General features: G+C 67.9%; 18 protein-coding genes. 12 read left to right on the top strand and 6 right to left on the bottom strand.

What is annotated here, in order from left to right; genetic code table 11:
• Nucleotides 1–32: 32 nt before the first annotated feature.
• Entirely contained in the window at nt 33–842 is an 810-nt protein-coding gene (locus KEG38_RS41510; RefSeq protein WP_272426122.1) for a hypothetical protein, read from the top strand.
• A 64-nt stretch (nt 843–906) separates the two neighbouring features.
• Here the strand turns inward: KEG38_RS41510 and KEG38_RS41505 are convergent, their stop codons facing one another.
• Complete coding sequence (locus KEG38_RS41505) at nt 907–2,523, bottom strand: glucose-6-phosphate isomerase (RefSeq protein WP_272426121.1); 1,617 nt, start codon at nt 2,521–2,523, stop codon at nt 907–909.
• A gap of 205 nt (nt 2,524–2,728) precedes the next feature.
• Here KEG38_RS41505 and KEG38_RS41500 point away from each other — a divergent pair, with 205 nt between their 5' ends.
• Both KEG38_RS41500 and KEG38_RS41495 read left to right on the top strand, forming a co-directional pair.
• The gene (locus KEG38_RS41500; RefSeq protein WP_272426119.1) at nt 2,729–5,665 is read left to right on the top strand and encodes a 2-oxoglutarate dehydrogenase E1 component; all 2,937 of its coding nucleotides are present in this window, start codon (nt 2,729–2,731) and stop codon (nt 5,663–5,665) included.
• A gap of 66 nt (nt 5,666–5,731) precedes the next feature.
• Nucleotides 5,732–6,250, top strand: coding sequence for a hypothetical protein (locus tag KEG38_RS41495; RefSeq protein WP_272426117.1), 519 nt, complete (start codon nt 5,732–5,734; stop codon nt 6,248–6,250).
• 12 nt (nt 6,251–6,262) lie between these two features.
• Here KEG38_RS41495 and KEG38_RS41490 read toward each other — a convergent pair whose 3' ends face one another.
• Nucleotides 6,263–7,369, bottom strand: coding sequence for a WD40/YVTN/BNR-like repeat-containing protein (locus tag KEG38_RS41490; RefSeq protein ID WP_272426116.1), 1,107 nt, complete (start codon nt 7,367–7,369; stop codon nt 6,263–6,265).
• A gap of 6 nt (nt 7,370–7,375) precedes the next feature.
• A complete protein-coding gene (locus tag KEG38_RS41485; RefSeq protein WP_272426114.1) occupies nt 7,376–7,684 on the bottom strand; it encodes a MoaD/ThiS family protein in 309 nt (102 codons plus the stop codon).
• A gap of 167 nt (nt 7,685–7,851) precedes the next feature.
• Here KEG38_RS41485 and KEG38_RS41480 point away from each other — a divergent pair, with 167 nt between their 5' ends.
• Nucleotides 7,852–10,368: a hybrid sensor histidine kinase/response regulator gene (locus KEG38_RS41480; RefSeq protein WP_272426112.1), complete on the top strand. Its 2,517-nt coding sequence runs from the start codon at nt 7,852–7,854 to the stop codon at nt 10,366–10,368.
• Here KEG38_RS41480 and KEG38_RS41475 read toward each other — a convergent pair.
• Complete coding sequence (locus KEG38_RS41475; RefSeq protein WP_272426110.1) at nt 10,301–10,762, bottom strand: PaaI family thioesterase; 462 nt, start codon at nt 10,760–10,762, stop codon at nt 10,301–10,303. The two genes, KEG38_RS41480 and KEG38_RS41475, sit on opposite strands and share 68 nt — an antisense overlap.
• Before the next feature lie 10 nt (nt 10,763–10,772).
• Entirely contained in the window at nt 10,773–11,540 is a 768-nt protein-coding gene (locus tag KEG38_RS41470; protein ID WP_272426108.1) for a glucose 1-dehydrogenase, read from the bottom strand.
• Between the two features lie 235 nt (nt 11,541–11,775).
• Here KEG38_RS41470 and KEG38_RS41465 point away from each other — a divergent pair, with 235 nt between their 5' ends.
• The 8 genes from KEG38_RS41465 to KEG38_RS41430 all read left to right on the top strand — a co-directional run bounded on the left by KEG38_RS41465 (nt 11,776) and on the right by KEG38_RS41430 (nt 20,657).
• Nucleotides 11,776–12,486: a hypothetical protein gene (locus KEG38_RS41465; protein ID WP_272426107.1), complete on the top strand. Its 711-nt coding sequence runs from the start codon at nt 11,776–11,778 to the stop codon at nt 12,484–12,486.
• A 66-nt stretch (nt 12,487–12,552) separates the two neighbouring features.
• Nucleotides 12,553–12,969, top strand: coding sequence for an S-adenosylmethionine decarboxylase family protein (locus KEG38_RS41460; RefSeq protein ID WP_272426105.1), 417 nt, complete (start codon nt 12,553–12,555; stop codon nt 12,967–12,969).
• Nucleotides 12,970–13,017: 48 nt separating this feature from the next.
• Entirely contained in the window at nt 13,018–14,574 is a 1,557-nt protein-coding gene (locus KEG38_RS41455) for a peptide MFS transporter (protein ID WP_272426103.1), read from the top strand.
• A 1,088-nt stretch (nt 14,575–15,662) separates the two neighbouring features.
• Nucleotides 15,663–16,352 carry an RNA polymerase sigma factor gene (locus tag KEG38_RS41450; RefSeq protein ID WP_272426179.1) on the top strand — a complete coding sequence of 230 codons (690 nt, stop codon included), beginning with the start codon at nt 15,663–15,665 and terminating at the stop codon, nt 16,350–16,352.
• Between the two features lie 135 nt (nt 16,353–16,487).
• Nucleotides 16,488–17,366 (top strand): hypothetical protein, encoded by an 879-nt coding sequence (locus tag KEG38_RS41445; protein WP_272426101.1) that lies wholly within the window; start codon nt 16,488–16,490, stop codon nt 17,364–17,366.
• 60 nt (nt 17,367–17,426) lie between these two features.
• Nucleotides 17,427–18,287, top strand: a complete 861-nt coding sequence (locus KEG38_RS41440; RefSeq protein ID WP_272426099.1) for a hypothetical protein — start codon at nt 17,427–17,429, stop codon at nt 18,285–18,287.
• A 550-nt stretch (nt 18,288–18,837) separates the two neighbouring features.
• Nucleotides 18,838–19,224, top strand: coding sequence for a hypothetical protein (locus tag KEG38_RS41435; protein ID WP_272426098.1), 387 nt, complete (start codon nt 18,838–18,840; stop codon nt 19,222–19,224).
• Between the two features lie 161 nt (nt 19,225–19,385).
• Nucleotides 19,386–20,657 carry a hypothetical protein gene (locus tag KEG38_RS41430; protein WP_272426096.1) on the top strand — a complete coding sequence of 424 codons (1,272 nt, stop codon included), beginning with the start codon at nt 19,386–19,388 and terminating at the stop codon, nt 20,655–20,657.
• A 348-nt stretch (nt 20,658–21,005) separates the two neighbouring features.
• Here the strand turns inward: KEG38_RS41430 and KEG38_RS41425 are convergent, their stop codons facing one another.
• Nucleotides 21,006–23,012 carry an FG-GAP-like repeat-containing protein gene (locus KEG38_RS41425; RefSeq protein WP_272426095.1) on the bottom strand — a complete coding sequence of 669 codons (2,007 nt, stop codon included), beginning with the start codon at nt 23,010–23,012 and terminating at the stop codon, nt 21,006–21,008.
• Nucleotides 23,013–23,258 lie beyond the last annotated feature (246 nt).

Raw genomic sequence — 23,258 nt, 5'->3', positions numbered from 1 at the left:
GCCGTGGATCGACGATGAAAGGGACTCCGTCGATGGACAATCGCAAGCGCACGTCGATCCCGGGCCTCGCGCCGCTCGCCGCGCTCTCGCTGAGCCTCGCAACCACGCTCCCCGCGAGCGCGCAGCCGGCCCCCGCCGCGCCTCCGCCGTCGTCCACGGCTGCCGCGCCTCTGCCGCCTCCGCCTGCGCCGCCCTCGACCACGAGCGCCGCGCCCTTGCCGCCTCCGCCGCCGGCTCCGACGACGGAGGGCGCGGAGTCGACCGAGGAGCAGCCGAAGCCGAAGAAACGGAAGAAGCAGCCGAGGCTCAGTAACGAGACGTGGGACAGCCCGTCGCCGCAGCAGCCCCCGCCGATGTGGGCGCCGATGGACGACCCGAGCCTGCCCGTCTTGCCTCGCCGCATCGAGTACGAAGAGGGCGACATCCTCCTGCCGGGCTACCAGCTGAAGGTGCAGCCGACCCGGAGCCTGCTCATCGGCGGCATCGTCACCTTCGCGGTGCCGTACGGCCTGTCCGCGCTCGTCGGCGGCGCTTACGCGTTCGACGACAACGAACGCGACTCCGAGCTGTTCGGCCCGCTGCTCGTCCCGGTCTTCGGCCCGTTCATCTCGCTCGGCATCGAGAACTCGCGCGCGCAGGAATTCCCGAACGCGCGTAGCACCGACGACGACCTCTACGCGTTCTTCATGCTCCTCAACGGCTTCACGCAGATGACCGGCGCGGCCATGATCGCCGCCGGCATCCTCGTGCCCGAGAAGTACCTCGAGCGCGCGCAGGCGCTCCCGGGCAAGCCTGAGCTGCTCGTGGGCGGCAGCTCCGCCGCCGTGCGTTTCCACTTCTGAGCGGGGGTGTGGGGGCGTCGCTCGGTCGTCCGAGCGTCGCCCCCAAGCGCCACTGCCCGTCGCCTCACTTGGCGGCGGCGACCATCCACATCCAGTCGAGCGGCGATCCCGCCTCAGCTTCGGCACCCTGGCCGCGCACGCGGAGCACACCACGCCGCGGGTTCGCCGACAGATGCCGCAGGATCCAGAACACCGTCTCCGGCTCGTCGCTGCCCGCTGCCGCCATGACCTCCGCGAGCGAGAGCGCCGTCCCCACCTTCGCGCGCAGCGCCGCGAGCACGCGAAGCTCGAGATCGATCACCGCTTGCGCCGCCTTCTTCCCCGCCTCCACGCCCGGCTGGTGGTACGCGTTGATGCCCACGAGCTCCGCGTAGATCCCCACGGTCCGCTCGTAGAGCGCGATGAGCGCGCCGAGCGACGCCGCGTCGAGCGCCTCCAGCGTGATCGTGATCGTATCGCGCCCTCGCTCATCGAGCGCGCGCCGCGTGCCTTGCAAGAACCCCGAGAGGTAATCGCCCGACGTCACGCCCGGCTCCACGTCGAGGTCCCCTCGCTGCGGCGCGCGATCGAGCAGCACCTCGATGAACGTCACGAAGAAGTTGTCGACCCCATCGCGGAGCTGCTGCACGTACGCGTGTTGATCCGTCGAGCCCTTGTTGCCGTAGACGCTGATCCCCTGCCACACCTCGCGCCCGTTCCGATCGAGCCGCTTGCCGAGCGACTCCATCACGAGCTGCTGCGCGTACCGGCTGAAGAGCTCGAGCCGGTCCTTGTACGGCAAGAGCACCATGTCCTTCTTGCCCGCGCCGCCCGTCGCCGAGAGCCACGCCGCCGCGAGCTGCGCCGCCGGGTTCTTCCTCGTCACGCGGGATCGCGTCACCTCGTCCATCGCGCGCGCGCCGCGCAGCATGTCCGCCACGTCGAGCCCTTGCAGCGCGGCCGGCAGAAGGCCCACCGCGCTGAGCTCGCTCGTCCGACCGCCGACCCAGTCCCACATCGGGAACCGATCGAGTAGCCCCCGCGCCACCGCGTGCTTGTCGAGCTCGCTGCCCTCGCCCGTCACGACCACCGCGTGTTTCGCGAAATCGAGCCCGAGCCGCGCGTACGCCGCCTCGGCTTCGAGCATCCCGTTGCGCGTCTCCTTCGTGCCGCCCGACTTCGAGATGACGACTGTGAGCGTCTCGGGGAGCGCGTCGCCGATCGCGTCGAGGGTCCGATCGAATCCATCGGGATCGGTGTTGTCGAAGAACCAGACGCGCATGCGATCCGCGGGTGACGTGAGCGCCGCGGAGACGAACTCGGGTCCGAGCGCCGAGCCGCCGATGCCGATGAGCAGCACGTTGCGGAAGCGACTTGCGCGCTCGGGGCGGATGCGCGCGGCGTGCACGTCCTCCGCGAACGAGAGCACGCGGCCGAGCGTGGACGTGATTGCGTCGCGGATCGCGGGATCCGGCGCGAGCTCGGGCGCCCGGAGCCAGTAGTGCCCCACCATGCGCCCCTCGTCGGGGTTTGCGACAGCGCCGCGTTCGAGCGTCGCCATCGCCTCGTAGGCCGCTTGAAGCCGCGGCTCGAGCGCGTCGAGGAAGCCTTCTGTCCACCGGATCCGGCTCGTGTCCAGCCAGAAGCCGAGGCGCTCGTCGTAGTACAGGTGCGCGCGAAACCGGTCGAGCCCGTCGTTCATCGTCGTACAATCCCCGTCCGTGGCGCGGGGCCGGGCTCGTCCCCGGCCTCCCCACTTCGTCGTGCGTACGTATGTAGCGCACCCTGGGGCTCGGGCGCCCGCCCTGCCGGTGGTGTCTCGGGATTCCACGACCCCGGGATCCGAAAAAACTGCGCTGGCGGCGACACCGATCCCGCGTTATTTCCCTGCCGCCCCAATGCCACCCATGCAGCTTGATTTCGGCGTCAACGCAGGGTTCGTCGAAGAGCTCTACGCGCAGTACCAGGAGAATCCCGAGAAGGTCGACCCGAGCTGGAGGGCCTTCTTCGATAAACAGCGTGGCCCGTCGCAGACGGCCGCGCCGGTGGTTCGAGCGCCCGTGCAGGTCGCTCCGCCGGCGCCTGCGCCCGTGACGACGCCCGAGCCGCCTCGTTACACGAACGGCGGCCCCGCGCCCGCGCAGGCGAGCCTGTTCACGCAGGAGCCGACGCGCCGGCAACGCCGCTCGTCGCCGCCGCCCCCGCCGCCTCCGCGCGTGCCGGGCTTCGATTTCATCTCCTCCGAGCAGGAGATGATGTCGACCGCGGCGACCCGCGCCCGTGTCTACCAGCTCGTCAACGCCTACCGCGTGCGTGGTCACCAATTCGCGCACATCGACCCGCTCGGCCTCCCGCCGCCCGCGCCGCCCGAGCTCAATCTCGACAACTTCGACCTCAGCGAAGCGGACCTCGACAAGCCGTTCCCCACGGTCGACCTCGCCGGCTTGCCGGCCATCTCGACGCTGCGCGAGATCATCAACCGCCTCGAAGAGACCTACTGCCGCTCGATCGGCGTCGAGTTCACGCACATCGAGGATCCGGTCCAGCGCATCTGGCTGCAGCGGCGCATGGAGGCGACGAAGAACCGCCTCGAGCTCAGTCGCGACAAGCAGCTCCGCATCCTGACGAAGCTCTCCGACGCGGAGATCTTCGAGCAGTTCATCCACCGGAGCTACGAGGCTGGCACGAAGCGCTTCTCGCTCGAAGGCGGCGAGGCGCTGATCCCGCTGCTCGACCTCATCATCGAGCGCTCCGGCGCCGAGGGCGTCGACGAGATCGTCTTCGGCATGGCCCACCGCGGCCGCCTCAACGTCCTCTCGAACATCCTCGAAAAGAGCCCGCGCGAGATCTTCGCGCACTTCGAGGACAAGGACCCCGAGCGTTACGTCGGCGCGGGCGACGTGAAGTACCACCTCGGCTACTCCACCGATCGCGTCACGGAGTCGGGCCACAAGGTCCACCTCACGCTTACGTTCAACCCGAGCCACCTCGAGTTCGTGAACCCCGTGGTCGAGGGCCGCGCGCGCGCCAAGCAGGACCGCCTCGGCGCCCCCGACGCAGCGCGCAAGGTCATGCCCTTGCTCATCCACGGCGACGCTGCGTTCATCGGCCAGGGCGTCGTCTCCGAGACGCTCAACATGTGCGGCCTCGAAGGCTACCGGACCGGCGGCACGATCCACGTGATCGTGAACAACCAGGTCGGCTTCACGACGAACCCGAGCGAGTCGCGCTCCACGCGTTACGCGTCGGACATCACGCGCATGCTGAAGGTCCCCGTCTTCCACGTGAACGGCGAGGATCCCGAGGCCGTCGCGCAGATCGCGCTCCTCGCGACCGAGTGGCGCCAGCGCTTCGGCATGGATGTCGTGATCGACATGTACTGCTACCGCCGCTACGGCCACAACGAGGGCGACGAGCCGCGCTACACGCAGCCGCGGATGTACGCCGTCATCGACAAGAAGCCGACGGTCCGGCAGATGTACGTCAAGCGCCTGGTCGAGATGGGCCAGGTGAGCGAGGAGAAGGCCGAGGAGATCCTCGTCCGCCGTCGCGAGGCGCTCAACGGCGCGCTGCAGGAGGTCAAGCAGAAGGGCTTCGCTCCCGTCACGTACGCGATGGCCGGCGTCTGGACGAGCTACCGCGGCGGCCGCGACGCCGACACGCCCGAGGTGCCGACCGGCGTATCCGCCGACAAGCTCATCGACATCTCGCGCCGCCTCCTCGAGCTGCCGGGTGACTTCAAGGTGCACCCGAAGGTCATGCCCATCCTGAAGGCGCGCCACGATCGCCTCGTGAAGGGCGAGCCCTTCGACTGGGGCACGGGCGAGATGCTCGCGTACGCCACGCTCCTCTCCGAGAAGACGCCCGTGCGCATCTCGGGCCAGGACGTGCGCCGCGGGACGTTCAGCCATCGCCACGCGGTCGTCGTCGACATCGAGACGGGCGCGAGCTTCTCGCCTCTCTCGCGCGTCGCGGAGGGCCCGGCGCGCCTCGACATCCACAACAGCCCCCTCAGCGAGGCGGGCGTGCTCGGCTTCGAGTTCGGCTACGCGCTCGACTACCCCGACGCGCTCGTCATCTGGGAGGCGCAGTTCGGCGACTTCCTCAACGGCGCGCAGGTCATCGTCGACCAGTTCATCACGTCGAGCGAGGACAAGTGGCACAGGCTCACGGGCCTCGTCCTCTTCCTCCCGCACGGCTACGAGGGCCAGGGCCCGGAGCACTCGAGCGCGCGCATCGAGCGCTTCCTGCAGAACAGCGCCGAGGACAACATCCAGGTCTGCAACCTGACGACGCCGGCCCAGCTCTTCCACGCGCTGCGCCGCCAGATCCTTCGCCCGTGGCGCAAGCCGCTCGTCATCGCCACGCCGAAGAGCCTGCTCCGCGTCGCCACCACGGCCAAGGGCCCGCGCCCCGTCTCGACGATCGACGACCTCGCGAACGGCAGGTTCCAGCGCGTGATCGGCGACGACACGGTTGATCCCTCGGACGTGAAGAAGATCCTGCTCTGCTCGGGCAAGGTCTACTACGACCTCGCCGTGACGCGGGAGCAGCGCGGCCTTCGGGACGTGGCCATCGTGCGGCTCGAGCAGCTCTTCCCGCTGAACCAGGAGCTCACGAACGCGCTCGCGAACTACAAGGACGGCACGAAGCTCGTGTGGGTCCAGGAAGAGCCGATCAACTACGGCTCCTGGTATTACATCAACGCCGTCCTGCCCCAGTTCCTCGGCGGACGCTTCCCGCTCTCCGTCGTGGGTCGTCAGCCGAGCGCGAGCCCCGCGACCGGCTCGAAGGCGAGCCACAATCTGGAGCAGAAGCGCCTCATGGACGAAGCATTCGCCTGACCTCTCGGGCGAGCGGCTCATGGTAACCTCCGTGTGCACGCACCCCGTGCGCACGGAGGTTTTTTCATGGTTCGCGTCTTCTTCGGAGTTTCAGCGCTTCTCGTCGTCTCCCTCCTCGGCTGTTCGGCCGGCGTGGGCGGCGGAGGCTCCTCGCCTGGCGATATGACCAGCACGGGCACGGGTGGCACGGGCGGTAGCGACGGCACGGGCGGCAGCGGCGGCACGGGCGGCAGCGCCGGCACGAGCGGCAGCGGCGGCACGGGCGGCAACTCCAGCACGAGCGGTGGCGGCGGCTCCGCGATGCTGACGTGCGCCGAGCTCGAAGTGGAGCTCCCGAAAGAGCGGCAGGCGATCATGAGCTGCACGGCCGACGTCCAGTGTGGCCAGGAGCTCAAGGGCACGAGCTGCGGCTGCACGCGCAACCTCGTCGCGCGCCTCGACGCGGACGCGACGCGGTTCTACGAGCTGCTCGAGCAGTGGCAAACGCTCGAATGCGAGGAGATCATCGTCGGCACCTGCGATTGTCCGAACGCGAACGGGTTCGCCTGCAAGAACGGTTTCTGTACCTGGAACTACGTCCCGTGAGGGACGAGGGGCTCACACCTCGCCGAACCGCACCGCATACACCGGCGGCAGGTGATTCGAGATCGTCTGCCACGAATCTCCGCCGTCCTCGCTGATCCACAAGGATCCCGTCGTCGTCCCGAACGCCAGCACGTCCCCCGTGCTGTCCACGTCCAGCCCGTGGCGGTACGTCAGATCAAACGCGTTCGTCTGCGGCAAACCCTTGTCGAGCACCGTGAAGCTCGCTCCGCCGTCGCGCGTCCGGGCCACCACCACCTTCCCATCGACCGGGATTCGCTGCTCGTCCTTCTTTGCGGGCACCACCCACGCCGTCTCTGGGTCCCGCGGGTGCACGGCCATCGTGAAGCCGAATTTGCTCGGCTTCACCGACGTCACCTCGCGCCACGTCTTTCCTCCGTCCGTCGAGCGGAAAAGCCCGTTGTGGTGCTGGGTCCAGAGCGCGTCGGGCTGCGCGGCGCAGGCCACGAGCCGGTGCGGATCCTGGATCCCCGGATCGTCTCGGCGCTCGGGCGGCATGTATTCGGCGTACATGCCCTTCGTCCGCGTCTCCCACGTCGCGCCGTCGTCCGTCGAGCGCCACACGCCCCCGCAGGAAATGCCCACCGTCACGCCGCCTCGATCCACGCAGATCGAGTGAATCCCCGGCCAGTCGTAGCCGCCGCCGAACCAGCCTTTCCGGGTCGGGTGATCCCAGAGCGAGCGCACGAGCTCCCACGATTGCCCGTGGTCCTTCGATTGGAACAGCCCCCCCGGGATCGTCCCGCACCAGAGATGTCCCGGCTGATCCTCGCGGCCGGCTTCCAGGCTCCACAAGAGCTCGGCCCGCTGCGGCCATTCTCGTCCGTCCGGCGTCTTTTCCGGCTCGGCTCCCTCGGGCAGCGGCGGATAGGCCGGCGCCGTGATCTCCTCCCACGTCGCGCCTGCGTCCCGCGACCGCCGCAGCTTCACCCCGAAATGCCCCAGCGCGAGCGCCGCGTACAGCGACCCGTCTCGCCGATCCGGCAGCAGCATCGAAACGTTGTCGCCGAGGAACGAGACCTCCGCGATCGACCATCCCGACGGCTTTCGATCGAGACGGAAAAGCCCTTTGCGTGTCGCCACGAACAACTTGCTCGACATGGACCTCTAACCCCCGGAAAGCGCTTGCATTACGTAGATCACCGAGCCCTCGCCCACGGCGTCCCCGAGGCTCGACCGATCCGTCGCCTGATTGCCGTCGACGAAGATCACCACGTGCTTCCGCACGACGCCTTGCTCGTCGAGGACGTAGCCCCGCACGGCCGGCTCCGCGGCGAAATACGTGTCGAGGGCCTCGCGGACGGTGCGCCCTTCGACGTCACGCGCCGGGCAGGGCACGTGCCTCGCGATATGCTGGGTGAACGTGACGCGCGGCATGCAGCAAGCAGCGTCGCGGACGGGGTGCGGGTTTGTCAAGGCCGTCTTTTCCTTCTTGGAGGAATTTCCCGCCGCCTCCATCAGGCACGGCCCGACTTGCCTGCCCGGAGGCGGCCTCTTCCGTCTTCCGCGGAATGAAATCCGTCCCTTGAGATACTACTTACGTGTGATTGCTTTTTGACGCCGAGCGGGTGGAACATCGCACCATGGGAAATCCCCCGCGCGACCACGCTGGCGATCGCGAAAGGCGAGAACCAGGCAAACACGACTCTGGACTGTTCCTGGCCGAACGGGGATTTCGCGCGCTGGAAGAAGAAGGAGACGTCGACGCGGGGCAGGGGGTGGCCGCCTTGCGCGAGAGTGAGGAGCGCTTCCGGCTGGCGACCGAGGCCATCCGCGGCATGGTCTACGACTGGGATTTCCCGACGAACCGCGTCTGGCGCTCCAGCGGCCTCATCGAGATGCTCGGCTTCTGGCCCGAGGAGATCCCGACCACCGACAGATGGTGGCGCAGCCGCATCCACACCGACGACCTGAAGAGCTTCTCCGGCCGCACCACGATCCGCAGCAAGAATCAGCCCGTCATCGACGCGGAGTACCGCATCCGCCATCGCGACGGCCACTGGGTCTGGGTCTGGGACCACGCCCGGCTGATCCACGACGAGATGGGCACGCCCGTCCGCTTGATTGGCTGCGTCATCAGCATCGACGCCCGCAAGCGCGCCGAACAGGCCCTCTGCGAAAGCGAGGAGCGCTTCCGCGCCATGGCCGACACCGTGCCCGAGATCCTTTTCACGGCGCTCGCCGACGGCCGCGGCGAATACATGAACCAGCGCATGCACGAGTACACGGGCATGTGCGGCCCGGACGACGTCGCCTGGATGCAATGGATCCACCCCGACGACATCCCCGCCGTTCGCGCCCACTGGACCGAGGTGATGACGGCGCGCGTCGAGGCCGAGCCCGTCGCCGTGGAGTTCCGCTTGCGGGGCAAGGATGGCTCGTACCGATGGTTCTGCTGCCGCGCGCGGCCGATCCGCAACGAGAAGGGCGCCATCACGAAATGGTTCGGCGCCGCGGCCGACGTGCACGACTTCAAGGCCGCGCAGCAAGCCCTGCGCGAGAGCGAGGAACACCTCCGCCTCGCCACCGAGGCCGGCGGCGTCGGGACCTTCTCGTTCGACCTCCTCGAACGCCAGGCCTTCTGCTCGGCGACGACCCGCAAGCTGCTCGGCCTGCCCGAAAGCGCGGTCTTCCAGCGGAGGCTTCTTTTATCGTGCGTGCACCCGGACGATCGCTCGGAGGTCAACCGCGCCACGCGCTGCGCCTTCGAAGCCGAGGAGCCGTGCCGCTCGCAGTTCCGCATCCTGCGCGGCGGCCAGGAGGTGCGCTGGATCGAGCTCATGGCGCACGTGCGCAGGGACGGCGAAGGCAAACCCGCGGCCCTCTACGGCGCGCTGATCGACGTGACCGAGCGCAAGCGGCTCGAAGAGGAGCGCGACGCGCTGCTCGACAGCGAGCGGGCCGCGCGTCGCGACGCCGAGCGAGCGAACCGACTCAAGGACGACTTTCTGGCCATCGTCTCCCACGAGCTCCGCGCGCCGCTCAACGCCATCCTCGGCTGGTCCGACATGCTCCGCCGGGGCGTGCTCTCGCAGCAGAGCACGAGCAAGGCGCTCGACGTGATCGAGCGCAACGCTGCCCTGCTCGGCCGCCTGATGGGCGATATGCTCGACACGGAGCGCATCCGCGTCGGCAAGCTCAAGCTCGACGCGTCCCTCTGCGACCTCTCTCGCGCGGTCGACGTCGCCCTCGAGACCATGCGCCCCATGGCGAACGAGCGTCAGATCAAGCTCGAGCGCAAAGACGCGCTCACGGCCGTGCAGGTGCTCGGTGACCCGGCGCGCTTGCAGCAGATCGTGTGCAACCTCCTCAGCAACGCCATCAAGTTCAGCGCGCCCGGCGGCACCACGGAGGTCTCGCTCGTGTGCGCGGGCTCCTCCGTGACGCTCACCGTGCGCGACGACGGCCTCGGCATCCGGCCCGACCTCTTGCCGCACGTCTTCGAAAAATTCCGGCAGGCGGATGCGTCGTCGGTGCGGCGGCAAGGCGGGCTCGGCCTTGGGCTCTCGATCGTGAAGGACCTCGTGGTGCTCCACGGCGGCACGGTGCGAGCCGAGAGCGAGGGGATCGGCCGCGGCGCGACGTTCCTCGTCGAGCTCCCGCTCGCGGCGGAGGACCCTGCCACGCCGCCTACGACACGCGAGGAAGGCCCCTCCCTCGAAGGACTCCACGTCCTCGTCGTGGACGACGAGCAAGGCGCGCGGGAGGTCCTTTCACGCCTGCTCGGCGAGGAGGGCGCCGAGACCCGGACGGCGTCGAGCGCGGCGGAGGCGCTGCGCGTCATCCAGTCCGGCTGGCCCTCCGTGGTGCTGAGCGAGCTTGGTTTGCCGGGGGAGGACGGGTTTCACCTGGTCCGCGCCGTGCGTAACGACGAGCTTGCCGCGTCGCTCCCCGTCGTCGCCGTCACGGCCTTCACCCGCGACGCCGATCGCGCCCGAGCTTTGCGCGCGGGCTTCGACGGCCACGTCGGAAAACCCATCGAGCCGCATCGCCTGCTCGACGAGCTCACCCGGATCCTCGGGACGGTCGCGCCTACCAGCGGTGGTACGCGGGATGGCCCTCTTTCACCGCGACGAACGTCCCGCGGCACGTCGCCGTGACCTTCCCGCCGGCCTCGAGCGTCGCCTCGATCGCGCATCGATCGTCGGCCACCTCGACCACGCGCGCCTTGAGATGCACGGGCCCGAGCGGCGTCGGCCGCCGAAGCTTTACGTGGAAATCGGCCGTCACCGTGCACGGGGGTTTGTCGAGGCCCCCTCGCTCCATCAGGTGATGCGCCGCCGTCCAGTTCGAATGGCAATCGAGCAGCGCGCCGATGATCCCGCCGTTGAGCATGCCCGGGAACGCCTGGTGGTACGGCTCGGGCACCCACGTGGCGACGACCTCGTCTCCTTCCACGTGGCTCTTGATCCGGAGCCCCTTCTCGTTTGCCGGCCCGCAGCCGAAGCAACAGCTCTGGGGCGCGTAGCGGTCCTGCAAGCTTTGCTGATCCATCTTCATTCCCTCACGCGATGGTCATGCCGCCATCGACCACGATCGTCTGCCCCGTGAGGAACGATGCCGCATCCGAAGCGAGGTACAGCGCCGCCCCGGCGATCTCGTCCGGCTGCCCGTACCTTCCGATCGGCGTCCGCGCCACGACCCGCTCGACGAGATCCTTGTTGTGCACGATCGCCGCGGCGAACCGTGTATCCACGAGCCCCGGCGCGATCGCGTTGACGCGGATCCCAGAGGCCGCGAGCTCGACCGCCATCGTCTGCGTCATCGACACGACCGCGGCCTTGGTCATCCCGTACACGCCTTGCAACGGCGCCGCCGAGAGCCCCGCCACGCTCGTCACGTTCACGATCGCGCCAGGCGCGTTGCGATCGACGAGATGCCGGACGAGCTCACGCGACGTGTAGAAGTACCCCTTCAGGTTGACCTCGATCGTCTTGTCGAACGCCGTGTCGTCCGCCGTCATGAGCGGCCCGAAATGAGGGTTCGTCGCGGCGTTGTTGACGAGGACGTCCACCTTCCCGAACGTCGCGATCACCTGCTGGAAGAGCTTCTGCACATCGTCGGCCTTGCCCGTGTGGCAGGTGAAGGCCTCCACGGTCACGCCCTCCTTGCGCAGCCGCTCGACCGCGGCGTCGAGCCCTTCCTTTTTTCTCGACGCGATCGCCACCTTCGCTCCGCTCTGCCCGAGCGCTTTGGCGATCGACTCGCCGATCCCTCGGCTGCCTCCGGTCACGATCGCGACCTTGCCTTCGACGTGGATGAAGCTCGTCATCTTGCGGCGGCATCCTCGCGAATCCCCGCCGGCTTGCCAAGCAAGGTTTTTGCTTCACACGCCCGAGCGAGCTCGGCTCGTGTGCAGTAGGCGCCTGCTCGTTCGGCCATCCATGGCGGGCCTCGCTCGTTTCGACGGGAACATGCTGCTCGTCCCCGCCTGGCACGTACGCTGCTCCACCCCTCGCCGCGGGCGGCGCTCGATTCCGGCGCCCGAAGCCAGGGGGAATGAAGCCATGACACGAACGATGGGAATCGCGGTCGCGACGTTCGCGCTCGCCGCGGCGAGCGCCAGCACGGCCTCGGCGCAAACGTTGATGCGCGAGACCGAAATGGAGCGCGCGGGCCAGATTGGCGCACCGCTGAACGCTGTCGAGATCCAGGTCGATTCGGGCTACAACCAGGGCTTCGGCCCGTCCGTGCCCGCGACCCAGGGCACGCAAGCGACAGGCCTCGGAGGCGCGGGCCTCGGCGCGGGCCTCGGCCTCCACTACCGCGCGAATCCGTATTCGTCGGTCGGTATCAACGGCAGTTACAGCATGCAAAACCTCCCGCGTGGCGCGGAGATGCGCGGCGCGACCGCGGGCATCGACGGCGCCTTCCACATGAGCCCCTACTCGCGCCTGGACCCTTGGGTCTCGGTCGGCGCCGGGTATCGCATGATGTGGGAGCAACCCACGGGCCAGAACAACGACGTGTTCATCCACGGCTTCCAGCTCGCGAAGGCCAAGATCGGCGTCGACATCCGCGTGAGCGAGAGTGTCGCGCTCGCCCCGACGCTCGGCGGCGATCTCAGCATGTTCCTCTGGCGCAACCCCGAGGGCCGCGTCGGGACGCAGACGGTCGACACGCCGCGCCTGAACGCCTTCGTCTTCGCGGGTGTCACGGGCCGCTTCGACGCCGGTGGAGAGCGTGCTCGCCCGGTGACGATCGTGGGTCGCCGGTAAAATCAGCACGCGTCACCACGCGTGTGAGGGGGCGGGCCTGGGTCCTGCCCCCTCGTTTCATTTCGCGTGTCGCGCCTGGCCATGTGCCTCGGGCGGCGGTATGTGCCGAAGCCGCCGATGAAGCTCTTCGTGCTCCTTGCGATCCTCACGGATTGCCGCCGCGACACCCTCGACAGCCCGGACGCGCTTCGCGCCGCGCTCGACGCCGCCGTCGCGGCGGGCCCCTTCACGGGCCTCGGCACGCTCGTCGTTCCGTTTTCGCCGCAGGGCGTCACCGCGTGCGCCGTCGTCGGCGAGAGCCACATCGCGCTGCACACGTGGCCCGAGGAAGGCAGGCTCTTCGTCGACGTCGCCTCGTGCAGCACGAAGGAGAGTGTCGAGCGTGCGCTCGATGCGATCCGCGCCGTGTTCCCGGAGGGAAAACTGGCCGTGCTCGATGAGCGCGTGCTCGATGGTGGCGTGATCTCCAGCGTTGCCCGGTGACACGCGGGCCTTGCGGTCGTCATAGAGGCCGCGTAAAACCGCGTCCCGATGGCGAGCAACGTCCAGCAAGATCCCGCGGCGCAGCAGTGGTCGGGACCCAAGTCGAAGAAGGAGATCCTCGGCCATCCGGCCGGCCTCTTCGTGCTCTTCACCACGGAGATGTGGGAGCGGTTCTCCTACTACGGCATGCGCGGCCTCTTGAAGCTGTACCTGGTGAACTACCTGTTCGTCACGTACCGCCAGCGATTCCAGGGCCAGGCGTACGACGCGACCGGCAACCCGGGTGATGTCTTCGGCTGGAGCGTCATCCGCGGGTTCTTGCCCGACGTCGATCCCGCCACGCTCACGCAGTGTGTGAACGAGAAGGTGGGGCTGCTCGTCCAGGGGGATCCGACGAGGAACATCGCGCCGATGGCCGCGGACATGGCGCAGTCCGTCGCGCAGCAGACGTGCTCGATGCAGCCAGTCGCCTCGGCCATTTACGGCTGGTACACCGGCCTCGTCTACCTGACGCCGCTCTTCGGCGGCTACATGGCTGACCGTTACCTCGGCCAGAAGCGCTCCGTGTATCTCGGCGGCGCGCTCATGGCGCTCGGGCAGTTCGTCCTCTTCGGCGCCGAGAACCTCTTCTTCCTCGGCCTCCTGCTCCTCATCATCGGCAACGGCTTCTTCAAGCCGAACATCTCGACCCAGGTCGGCAACCTCTATCCGCCCAACGACAAGCGCCGCGACGGCGCGTACACGATCTTCTACATGGGCATCAACCTGGGTGCGTTCCTGACGAACCTCGTCTGCGGCACCCTCGCCCAGAACAACGGCTGGCGGTACGGCTTCCTCGCGGCGGGCATCGGCATGGTGCTCGGCCTGCTCATCCAGTTCTTCTTCGGGCCGAGCACGCTCGCGCCGGACACGCTGAAGAAGCGCGAGGACAGCAAGGGCGAAGCCCAGGCCGTGGTGAAGGAGGAGAACGAGGGGCAGCGCATGGGCGCGCTCGTCATCCTCTGCGCGCTGAACATCATCTTCTGGGCCGTCTACGAGCAGCAGGGCAACACGATGCAGACCTGGGCCGACGAGAAGACCGTCTGGCCCGTGATCTTCGGCTTCCAGATCCCCTCGACCTGGTTCCAGTCGTTCAACCCGTTCTTCATCTTCCTCTTCGCGCCGATCCTGGACCGCATCTGGGCGGCGCAAGCGAAGAGCGGCAAGGAGATGTCGAGCGTCACGAAGATGGCCGTTGGCTGCATCATCCTCGGCCTGTCGTTCATCGTGATGGTCGGGGGCGCGCAGATGATCGGCGGGGGCAAAGGCAGCGTGATGTGGCCGCTCGTCTGCACGGCGCTGCTCACGATCGGCGAGCTTTACCTGTCGCCGATCGGGCTGTCGCTCGTGACGAAGGTGTCGCCGGTGCGCTTCGTGTCGATGATGATGGGCATGTGGTTCATGTCGAGCTTCTTCGGCAACATCCTGAGCGGCTACATCGGCATCCTGTACACGAAGTGGTCGCCGACGAACTTCTTCCTGCTGCTCATGGCCCTCGGCGTCGCCGCCGGCCTCGCGATCGCGGCGTTCAACAAGCCGCTGCGCAAGGCGATGGGGAATCACTGACACGCGCATGTAGCGCCTTTGCTGGGGCGTTGCCCCAGGCCCCACCAGGGGCTATCCGCCCCTGGACCCGGGGCCTGCGCAAGCGCTGGACTCGGGTCGATGAACTGCGCGATGCGCAGTTCATCGAACAGGCCGAGGCAAGAGCAGCTACGCTCCTGCCAACCAAAACAGTCGCGCTGCCATTTCGATCGGCAACGCCGTCCGTGGTCTTGCCACCGGCCTGTGGGAAGAACTGCGCATCGCGCAGTTCTTCCCCAAATGGTCCAGGGCTTGCCCTGGTTCGGGTCGAGGGGCGAACAGCCCCCGCGGGGTCCGGGGCGGCGCCCCGGCGAGGCGCCGCCCGTGTCCCCGCCGCGCGCGGAGGCGTCGCGCGCGAGCGAGGTGCGAGGCGTGTGGGCGCGTCTCCGAGGCGCGTGGGCGCAGGAAAATGACGCGTGGGCGGGGAGCAAAGGCGCGCGCGCGTGAGGTCGAGACGCGTGCGCATGACGTGGAGATCGTTCGGGAATGTCATGAAGGCGCGTGCCCGCGACGCGGAGATGCGTGGGCACGAGGGGAAGGCGTGCCCGCGTGACTTGGCGACGCGTGCACGCGACTTGGAGACGCGTGCACGCGACTTGGAGATGCGTGCACGCCACCTTTGGGTCGAGATCAGGTGGTGAGAAGGCTCACGTGCAAGGCGGCGGCAGGACCGGACATCTCGCGGGATTTGTCCGAGGAGGCGCGGGCGAAGGCTTTCTCTCCAGAATGACGAACGTCGCGCGCCGGGGCGCTGCCCCGGTGGGGCCTGGGGCAAAGCCCCAGCGCAGCGCCTCCCAAGATGAGACCAATGCTCAGCGGGACGGGAGAGGGGCGAGGGAATTTTAGCCCGGGATCGCGGCTCCCATTCCAACACCCCACTCCCCATTCAGGGCGGATCGTGGGGTTCTACCACGACGAACCAATCCCTCATTCGCGATTGCCTCGCGCCCCAATTCATGAGGCAAAACAAGCGACGCCAGCCGGTGCTGGTAACACCGACAGGCGTCTCACCTGCAAACCCCGAAGCACCGGAGTTCACAAGCTGTGAGCAACGTAGACGTCTGCCCTGAATCCGCCAAGAAACCTACACCGTACCCTCCCCGGAGGCCGCCTTCGCGTGGTTTTACCGCGAATACCGTGGCTTCGTCCGTTCGGTCCTGCTGAAGCATGGCCGCGTCGAGGAGCGCGAGGCGGAGGACCTCGTGCAGGAGGTCTTTCTCGTCGCGTGGCGCCGCCGTGTGACCCTCACATCGGGCGAACAGGCGCGCTCCTGGCTCTGCACGGTCGCTTTTTACGTCGCGGCGAACCATCGCAGGCAAGCGCGGCATTGCCGGGAGATGCTCCCGGGCGAGCTGCCGGAGCCTGCGTTCCACCCACGCGTGACGCAGGCCATGGACGCGGCGCGGCTGCCCCGGACGGCCATCCAGAAGCTCACGAAAAAGCTCGCGGCCGTGCTCTGGGCCTACGAAATCGAAGGCCGCTCGATGCCGCAGATTGCCCGCGCGCTCCGGATCCGCCTGGATACCGCGTACGCCCGCCTGCGCTTCGCGCGGATCCGCCTCGCTAACGCACGCGCACGCGCACGCGCACGCGCCTCCGCCTCCGCCCCCCGCCTCCGCTTCGGATTCCGGGGCCCCTTGCACCGACGACTATCCGCAACGCGGACGGTAAGATCGACACAATCGGCCGGCCGATTGTCCTACATCATGGCATCTAGGTGCCTGAAGGCGCGAGCGTGGGGCCGTCGGACGCGCAGGTAGAACGATCGCGCGCGCGACCGCGCGCCGGAGATGCGATGCTCTCGCGCGACCCCGAAGCACACGTCCGCCTCCGCCTCCGCCTCCGCAGCGCGGGCGATCGGCTCGGCCCTATGGCACGCTGCGGGCGTGCGAACGATGACAGCAACGCTCGGCGTGATCCTCGGCGCGTGCGGCACCGCGCGCGCGGTGCCACGGGAGACGGTCGATCCCGCGAGCGATCCCGCGCTCGCGTCGGTGCACGCGGCAGGCGTCGAGCAGGTGCGGCGCCGGATGTGGTGGGCCTACGCGGACGACACCGTGCTCTACCGCGGCACGATCGACGCGCGGAACAACCTCGGCGCGCTCCCCGACCATGAGGACGAGGTGGTCTCGGGCTCGATGGTGGGCCGCCTCGATCGCCAGCCGATCACGGGGTCGGTCCTGGGTCCGGCGGTGGCGATCCGTCTGGTGCGCGACGGCGACGATCGCGGCGCGCTGCTCTTGTGGCAGCCGGCGAGCGACGCGACGATCACCGGGATCGTCGGCCCGTTCGAACGCACGGACGGAGTGGGCCTCGATGGAACGCGCTGCACGGGCTGCGTGACGCCGTTCGCCGCGGCGCCGCCGTCGATCCGAGTGGACGCCGCGGCGACGGGCGCGTGGGGCGACGGCACCGCGGCGCACGCGTGGGCGCGCGGAGAGCTCGCGCGGATTGCACGGGGCGATCTGCGAGCGCCGGAACTCGCGGCGCTGATTGAGACCGAGTGGGGCATCGAGGCCGAGGCGCACGACGGCGCCGTGTCGCTCCCGATCGATGGCGTGCTGTCGCGCAAGCTCGCGATCGATCCCCCACCGGCCGAGGGCCACACGGCCTGCGCCGAGACGCGCGCGTGGACCGCGGTGGGCAGGATCGCGCTGCCCGACCTGACAGTGCGGGTGACGGACGTCGAGCTGGGCCCCTCGCGCGCAGCGTGCTGCGTCCCGGAGCACGTGCCGTGCAGCGGGCCGAGGTGCGTGCCGGTGCCGGGGCGTTGATGAATTTTGCGGCAACAGTCGCGAATTCCAGATCGCCCGAGGCGTTATGTATACTGCACCATGATCTCTCGATGGATGAAGGCTGCGTTCACGACCTCGATCGGGGTAGTCGCGGCGTGTCGCGGCGCCGCGCCGTCGCCATCGAGCATCCCCTCGCCATCGAGCATCCCCTCGCCAAAAGCGAGCGTTCCCCCGAGCCCGCCCGACGGGGACGCTCATGCGGCGCCCTCGAGCGACGGAAAGTGTAACGCGGGAGCGCCGAAGGCCGATGCGGCGTTCACGCCGGTCACGCTCCGCTTCGATCAGCGCCCGGATGGAACGACCATGGTCGAACCCGAGGTCGCGAGGCGATTCCCGGCGATGAGCGACGATGGTCGAACCATCGCCATTCTCGACGAGCGATGGACCATCGAGGAAGGAGCCAGCCTGCACCTCGCCTTCCTCGACGTCCGAACGAACAAACAGGTCGTGTTCACGCTCTGGGCACACTCGGCACGGGCCACCCGTCGCCCGCAGGCGCAGCGAGCCTTGGACAAGGGCCGCTGGCAATCGCTGATCCCGGGAGAGATCGGCGGCCAAGACTGCGGCCCTTCCGGTGTCGCCGTCGATCCGCACGCGCTGCGTTTCAATGCGGTCGAGTTCCAGTTCGTGGGCGAGGGCTACAAGGTCGAACTCTTGCGGCGCACGCGCTCCGGAGACGCCAAGCTGCCGCTCGTGGCGCACGGGCTCCCGGGGACGATGGGCGAAGCGGCTGTGCCGACTCGAGACGTCGGCGGGTCCTGTGGGGTCTGGGATCACCTGGAGGCGGGCTGGGTGTCTCAGGACGGCAGGGTCTACGTGTTCAAGCTCGGCGCGAACCTCGGTGGCCGATGCGGTCCAGCGCCCACGCCCGTCGAGTATTGCTCCTGGGTGTCGCAATGACGTGCGCGCTCCGCCCCACGCGTCGGCCCACTCGCTCCGGCCCGCTCCCCATATCGAGCGGCAATGCGCAAACGCAATGAGCATCAGGACCGTCATGCACTGCCCAACAAGCCGTTGCTGCCGACGGGCCGGGCATGTTCGCTTCGCTGGACGGCCCCGGCCCGCGGCAGACCGTGGCGTTGGGCCGCATTGAGAGTGAATCGCAAAGTGCAGGAACACATCCACCCAAGCAATTTCTACCTACGCCCGCCTCTCCCTCGCCCGACGGCACCTGCCAATGCTCGCGCCCGCCTGATCCGCCTGCGCACGCACACGCGCACACGCACACGCACGCGCACGCGCCTCCGCCTCCGCCTCCGCCTCTGCTTCGGATTCCGGGGCCCCGCACCCTACAAAACCCACAAGATCCCGCCCCCTCTGACCACGGAGCGCCCCCGTTGGCGCGCTTCGCACGTACCCGTCTAGAAGTGGTACGCTTGAAGCAACCAAGAGCAGGAGGAGCATGCGCACGTGGCGGCAACGACAATGGGGGCCCTACCTGGGGGTGCTGATGAGCCTCTTTGGTGTGGGATGCGGGGGGAGCGCACAGGACGCGCGGGTACTCGATTGGGTGCATGCGCAGAGCGTCGCGCCCAAATCCACGCAAGAGATTTCCCTCCCGGGCGATCTTGCCGGGGCGAGCACGGATGCCCAGGTGCACGTGGCGCGGCTCGCTGATGGGCGCACTTGCATCCTCCTCAAGAAGTCAATCGGATGGAAAAGCAACTTCGAGGGGGTGCTCCTATGTGACGCCCCCCTGCTTCCTGCCGAGGTCGTAACGGCGCCGCCCGCTCCACGCGCCTACGTGAGCCTAACCGGGCACGCGGTGTTCGAGGAGCTTTATGTGCGAACCCAGCGCGACAAACGCACCTTCGACGTGTACTTCGATCTGAACTGACCCTACCGCCTCCGCCTCCGCCTCCGCCGCGCGCGGGAGCGCGCCTCTTGGACCGGCCCCGCTGGTGACACGCCTACGTGCGCCGGGGATGGGCTCTTCATCACAAGAACATTGACGCTCGTTCGAGCGCGAGCGTAGCATGCCGGGTGAGGGGGCTACGCATGAAGAAGGAAGCCATCGAAGCGTACGTGAACCGCGTCAAGGAACTGGCCGACCATGTGAAAGGCAACGAGCAGGCGACGAAGCAAAGCCTGATAGGTCCTCTTTTTACCCTGCTCGGGTACGATCTGACCGATCCACGTCAATGCGTCCCTGAGTACAAGGTGGATTTCGGCAAGGAGCGATCCTCGAAGCCGATCGATTGGGCGTTCTTGCATGGGGGGCACCCCCTCTTCTTCGTCGAGGCCAAGGAAGTAGGAAAGAAGCTAGCCGGTTACGACGAGCAGTTGGCCGATTATTTCGCCAAGGCGCTGGAGGTCAAACTGGGGATTTTGACCAACGGCGTCCAGTGGAAGTTTTATACGGACCTGGTCAACGAGAACGTCATGGACAAGGACCCGTTCGTGACGTGGGACGTCTTGGGCGAGGAACCGCCTCTCGATCTCCTGACGGTCCTCGAAAAGTCGGAATACAATTCGAGCCTACTCAGGACGTTCGCACAGCGGACTCGCCAGCGAAATTTGCTCATTGGCGAATTGACCCGGTTACTTGAGCCCTCGCCGGAGTTCACTCGGCTGGCCGTTTTGAACATCGAGACACGAAACCTCACGGCTGCGGTCTTGGACGGCTGGAAACCCGCTCTCACAAATGCGATCAGCGAATGGGCAAAGCAGCGAGTGCTCTCCAATATGCTTCGTGAGCGAGCAGCGACGCAGGCGAGCGAAGAGCCCGCCACCAAGGGCGTCGCCATCAAAGCCGAAGCGCTGAAGACCACGGAACCGAAGACCACGGAACCGAAGACCACAGAACCGAAGACCACGGAGCCGAAGAGCACGGAGCCGAGGATCACGGAGAGCAGGACCGCGGAGGTGAAGTCCGAAGAGGCCAAAGCGGAGAAGGGCAAGATCGACACGACACAGGAGGAGCTCGATGCATTCGCGATCGTCCAGCGGATGCTCGGCCCGACACGCCCCATCCTTTACGAGGACACGGCCTCCTATTTCAAGATTCACATTGCTGATCGTCGTAGCTGGGTCATTTGCCGCTTCTTTGGCGGCCGAAAGCGACCTGCGATCTGGGTGCCGCTGCCGCCCGAGCGGGCGACCCCGATCGCCGGTTCGCTTCCGGTGGCAACGACGCCGTACGCTGAATGGTCGAGCGTTACGATGGATTCAATCAACGACCTCGAAAGGCTAGGGGAACTCTTCCGGACGACATGGGATCAAGTGAAGTCCGGACGTGCCAAAGCCGATAAGGGCGAAGAGGAGGCGTGAGCGGGAACGCGCGCATCGATCGCGCCTTCCGTTCTGCTTCTCGCTCCCAAGCCCGGGGTGCGTGCGCATGGCGTGAGCCGCTGTCACGGCTCCCAGAACCAGCGCTCGGCGTCGGTCCAGTTCTCGGGCGGTGGTCTTACGCCCGCCTGCGCCTCGCCCGGATCCGCCTCGCGCTCTGCCCCACCCGGTAACGCACGCGCCCGCGCCTCCGCCTCCGCCTGGCCTGCACGGATGACGCTGGCCGATCGTCGACGGCATGCTGCAATGCGATGGCCGGCGCTGCGACGGGCGAATCCGCCGGGCCGTGCCCCCTCTGCCGGCGACGGCAGCGGGGGCGACGGCTGTCTCTCAGAGCCCGTTGGGGATCACGGTGAGGGTGGCGGAGCCCCTGTTGGTCAGGATGAGATCGTCATACCCGTCGCCATCCAGGTCCGCGACGGCAATGGCGTTGAGGCCGGGCGAGGTGCCTGTCGTGACGAGGGCGCCCGCGGTGAAGCCTCCGTTGCCATTGCCGGTCATTGGGCGGACGCCGCCCGTGGCTGCGGTGGCCAGGATGTAGGCGTCGAGCTTGCCGTCGCCGTTGAAGTCACTGGCCACGACCCCCAGCGCCGAGTTGGCGACTGCGCCGGCTCCCGTGGCGGACTGCACGCCGTTAGCGACGGTGCCGTCGCCATTCCCTTTGAAGAAGAAGAGGTATGCGCCGGCCGCGCCGTTCGCGAGGATGTCGAGCTTGCCGTCTCCGTCGGCGTCGCCGAAGGCGATGCCCGCGGTCTGGCCGTTGAGGGCGTTGGTGTAGGAGACCGGTGCGGCGAACGAACCGTCGCCCTGGTTGAGGAGGATCGAGAGGCGCGCGGAGCTGGGGCTCGTCACCACGATATCGGGGTGGTTGTCGCCGTTCAGGTCACGGCAGGCGATGGTCGACTGCACGCCGCCGGTGGACGGGATGGTGATGAGCACGGGCGCGCCGAAGCTGCCGGCGCCGGTGCCGAAGATCACGCTCACCTGGTTCGTGACCACGCTGGTGGTGGCGATGTCGACCAGCCCATTGCCGTCGAAGTCGCCCGCGCAGAGGTGGACCGAGCCTGGGGCGCCGGTGGTGAAGCTCGTCAGCGCGCCGAAGGTCCCGGGCGCGCTTGCGCCAAGGTTGCGGTAGACGCTGATGTTCCCGTTGGTGGCGGGCAGGTTGGTCTGGCCGTCGACGGTGACGGCGTCGAGCCACCCGTCGCCGTCCACGTCGGCCGCCACCACCGCGTTGCTGGAGAGCGTGGCGCCCGCATAATTGACCTCTGCCTGGACGGTTGCGTCGCCGTTGCCGTAGAAAACGGAGACCGAGCCGGAGGGGCTCATCGTCGAGCCCGATTCGGCGTTGGCCACCAGGATGTCGAGCTTGCCGTCGCCGTTTACGTCGGCGACCGCCGGAGCCAGCGGGGTGTGCGTGGCCGGGACGCTGATTGGTGTGCCGGGGACCTGGCCGGAGGGCGGAGCCTGGCAGGCGCCGTTCGAGCAGATGTCGCCCGTCGAGCACGCGAGGTTGCACGCGTTGCAGTGGTCGGCGTTGCTCTGGAGGTTCGTCTCGCAGCCGTCGGACGTGAGTCCATTGCAGTCTGCGAGGGTGCCGGCGCAGGCCTCGCATTGGGTCCCCTCGTAGGTCGGCGCGCATTGGCACGTGTAGCCATTGATGCCGTCGGTGCACGTCCCGCCGTTCTGGCAGGGGTTCGGGGCGCAGTCGTCGACGTTGGTCTCGCAGTTCGTCCCGCCGAATCCGGGCGCGCATTGGCACGTGTAGCCATTGATGCCGTCGGTGCACGTGCCGCCGTTCTGGCACGGGTCGGGGGCGCAGTCGTCGATGTTGATATCGCAGTTGGTCCCGGTGAATCCGGGGGCACACTGGCACGTGTAGCCGTCGACGCTGTCGGTGCACGTGCCGCCGTTCTGGCAGGGGTTCGGGGTGCAGCCGTCGACGTTGGTCTCGCAGTTGGTCCCGGTGAAGCCGGGCGCGCACTGGCAGGTGTATCCGTCGACGCCGTCGGTGCACGTGCCGCCGTTCTGGCAGGGGTTCGGGGTGCAGTCGTCGACGTTCGTGCACGTGCTGGGCTGCTCGGAGCAGGTCCAGCCGCTCTCGACCGCGCAGTCGCTGGAGCAGCCATCGCCGCTCGCCTCGTTGCCGTCGTCGCACGTCTCCGGCGCGGCGAGGGTACCGTCGCCGCACACCGCGTTCACGCCGCCCTGGCCGTTGTCGATCTGGCTGCGATCGACTCGGGCGATGATCTCGCACCCCGTCGAGCCGAGCATCGCCCCGAAGACGAGCGCCCAGTAGCCAACCCGCCCAACCACACGCAACGTCGTCACGTTCATGAAAATGAAGAGGAGTGCATCATCGGAGCGCGCTTATAGCCGAAAGCGCACGCGCGCGGTCGACATTCGATGAACGACTTCGTCCCCTCGTGCTTTCGTCGGCATCCGACGGCAGTGGTCACGCCGAACCCGACGCGCATCGCGCCCGTCGTCGCAACCATGCGGCAAGCGCGAGCAGCACGAACCAACGGCCTGTCGACGCAAAAAAAGCCCCCTCGGACGAACCGAGGGGGCCTTCTTCATTTC

It is taken from the genome of Polyangium jinanense (assembly GCF_028435265.1).
GTDB lineage: Bacteria > Myxococcota_A > Polyangia > Polyangiales > Polyangiaceae > Polyangium > Polyangium jinanense.
Note: the sequence above shows the minus strand (reverse complement) of the source record. Positions and strands in the feature narration are given on the sequence as shown.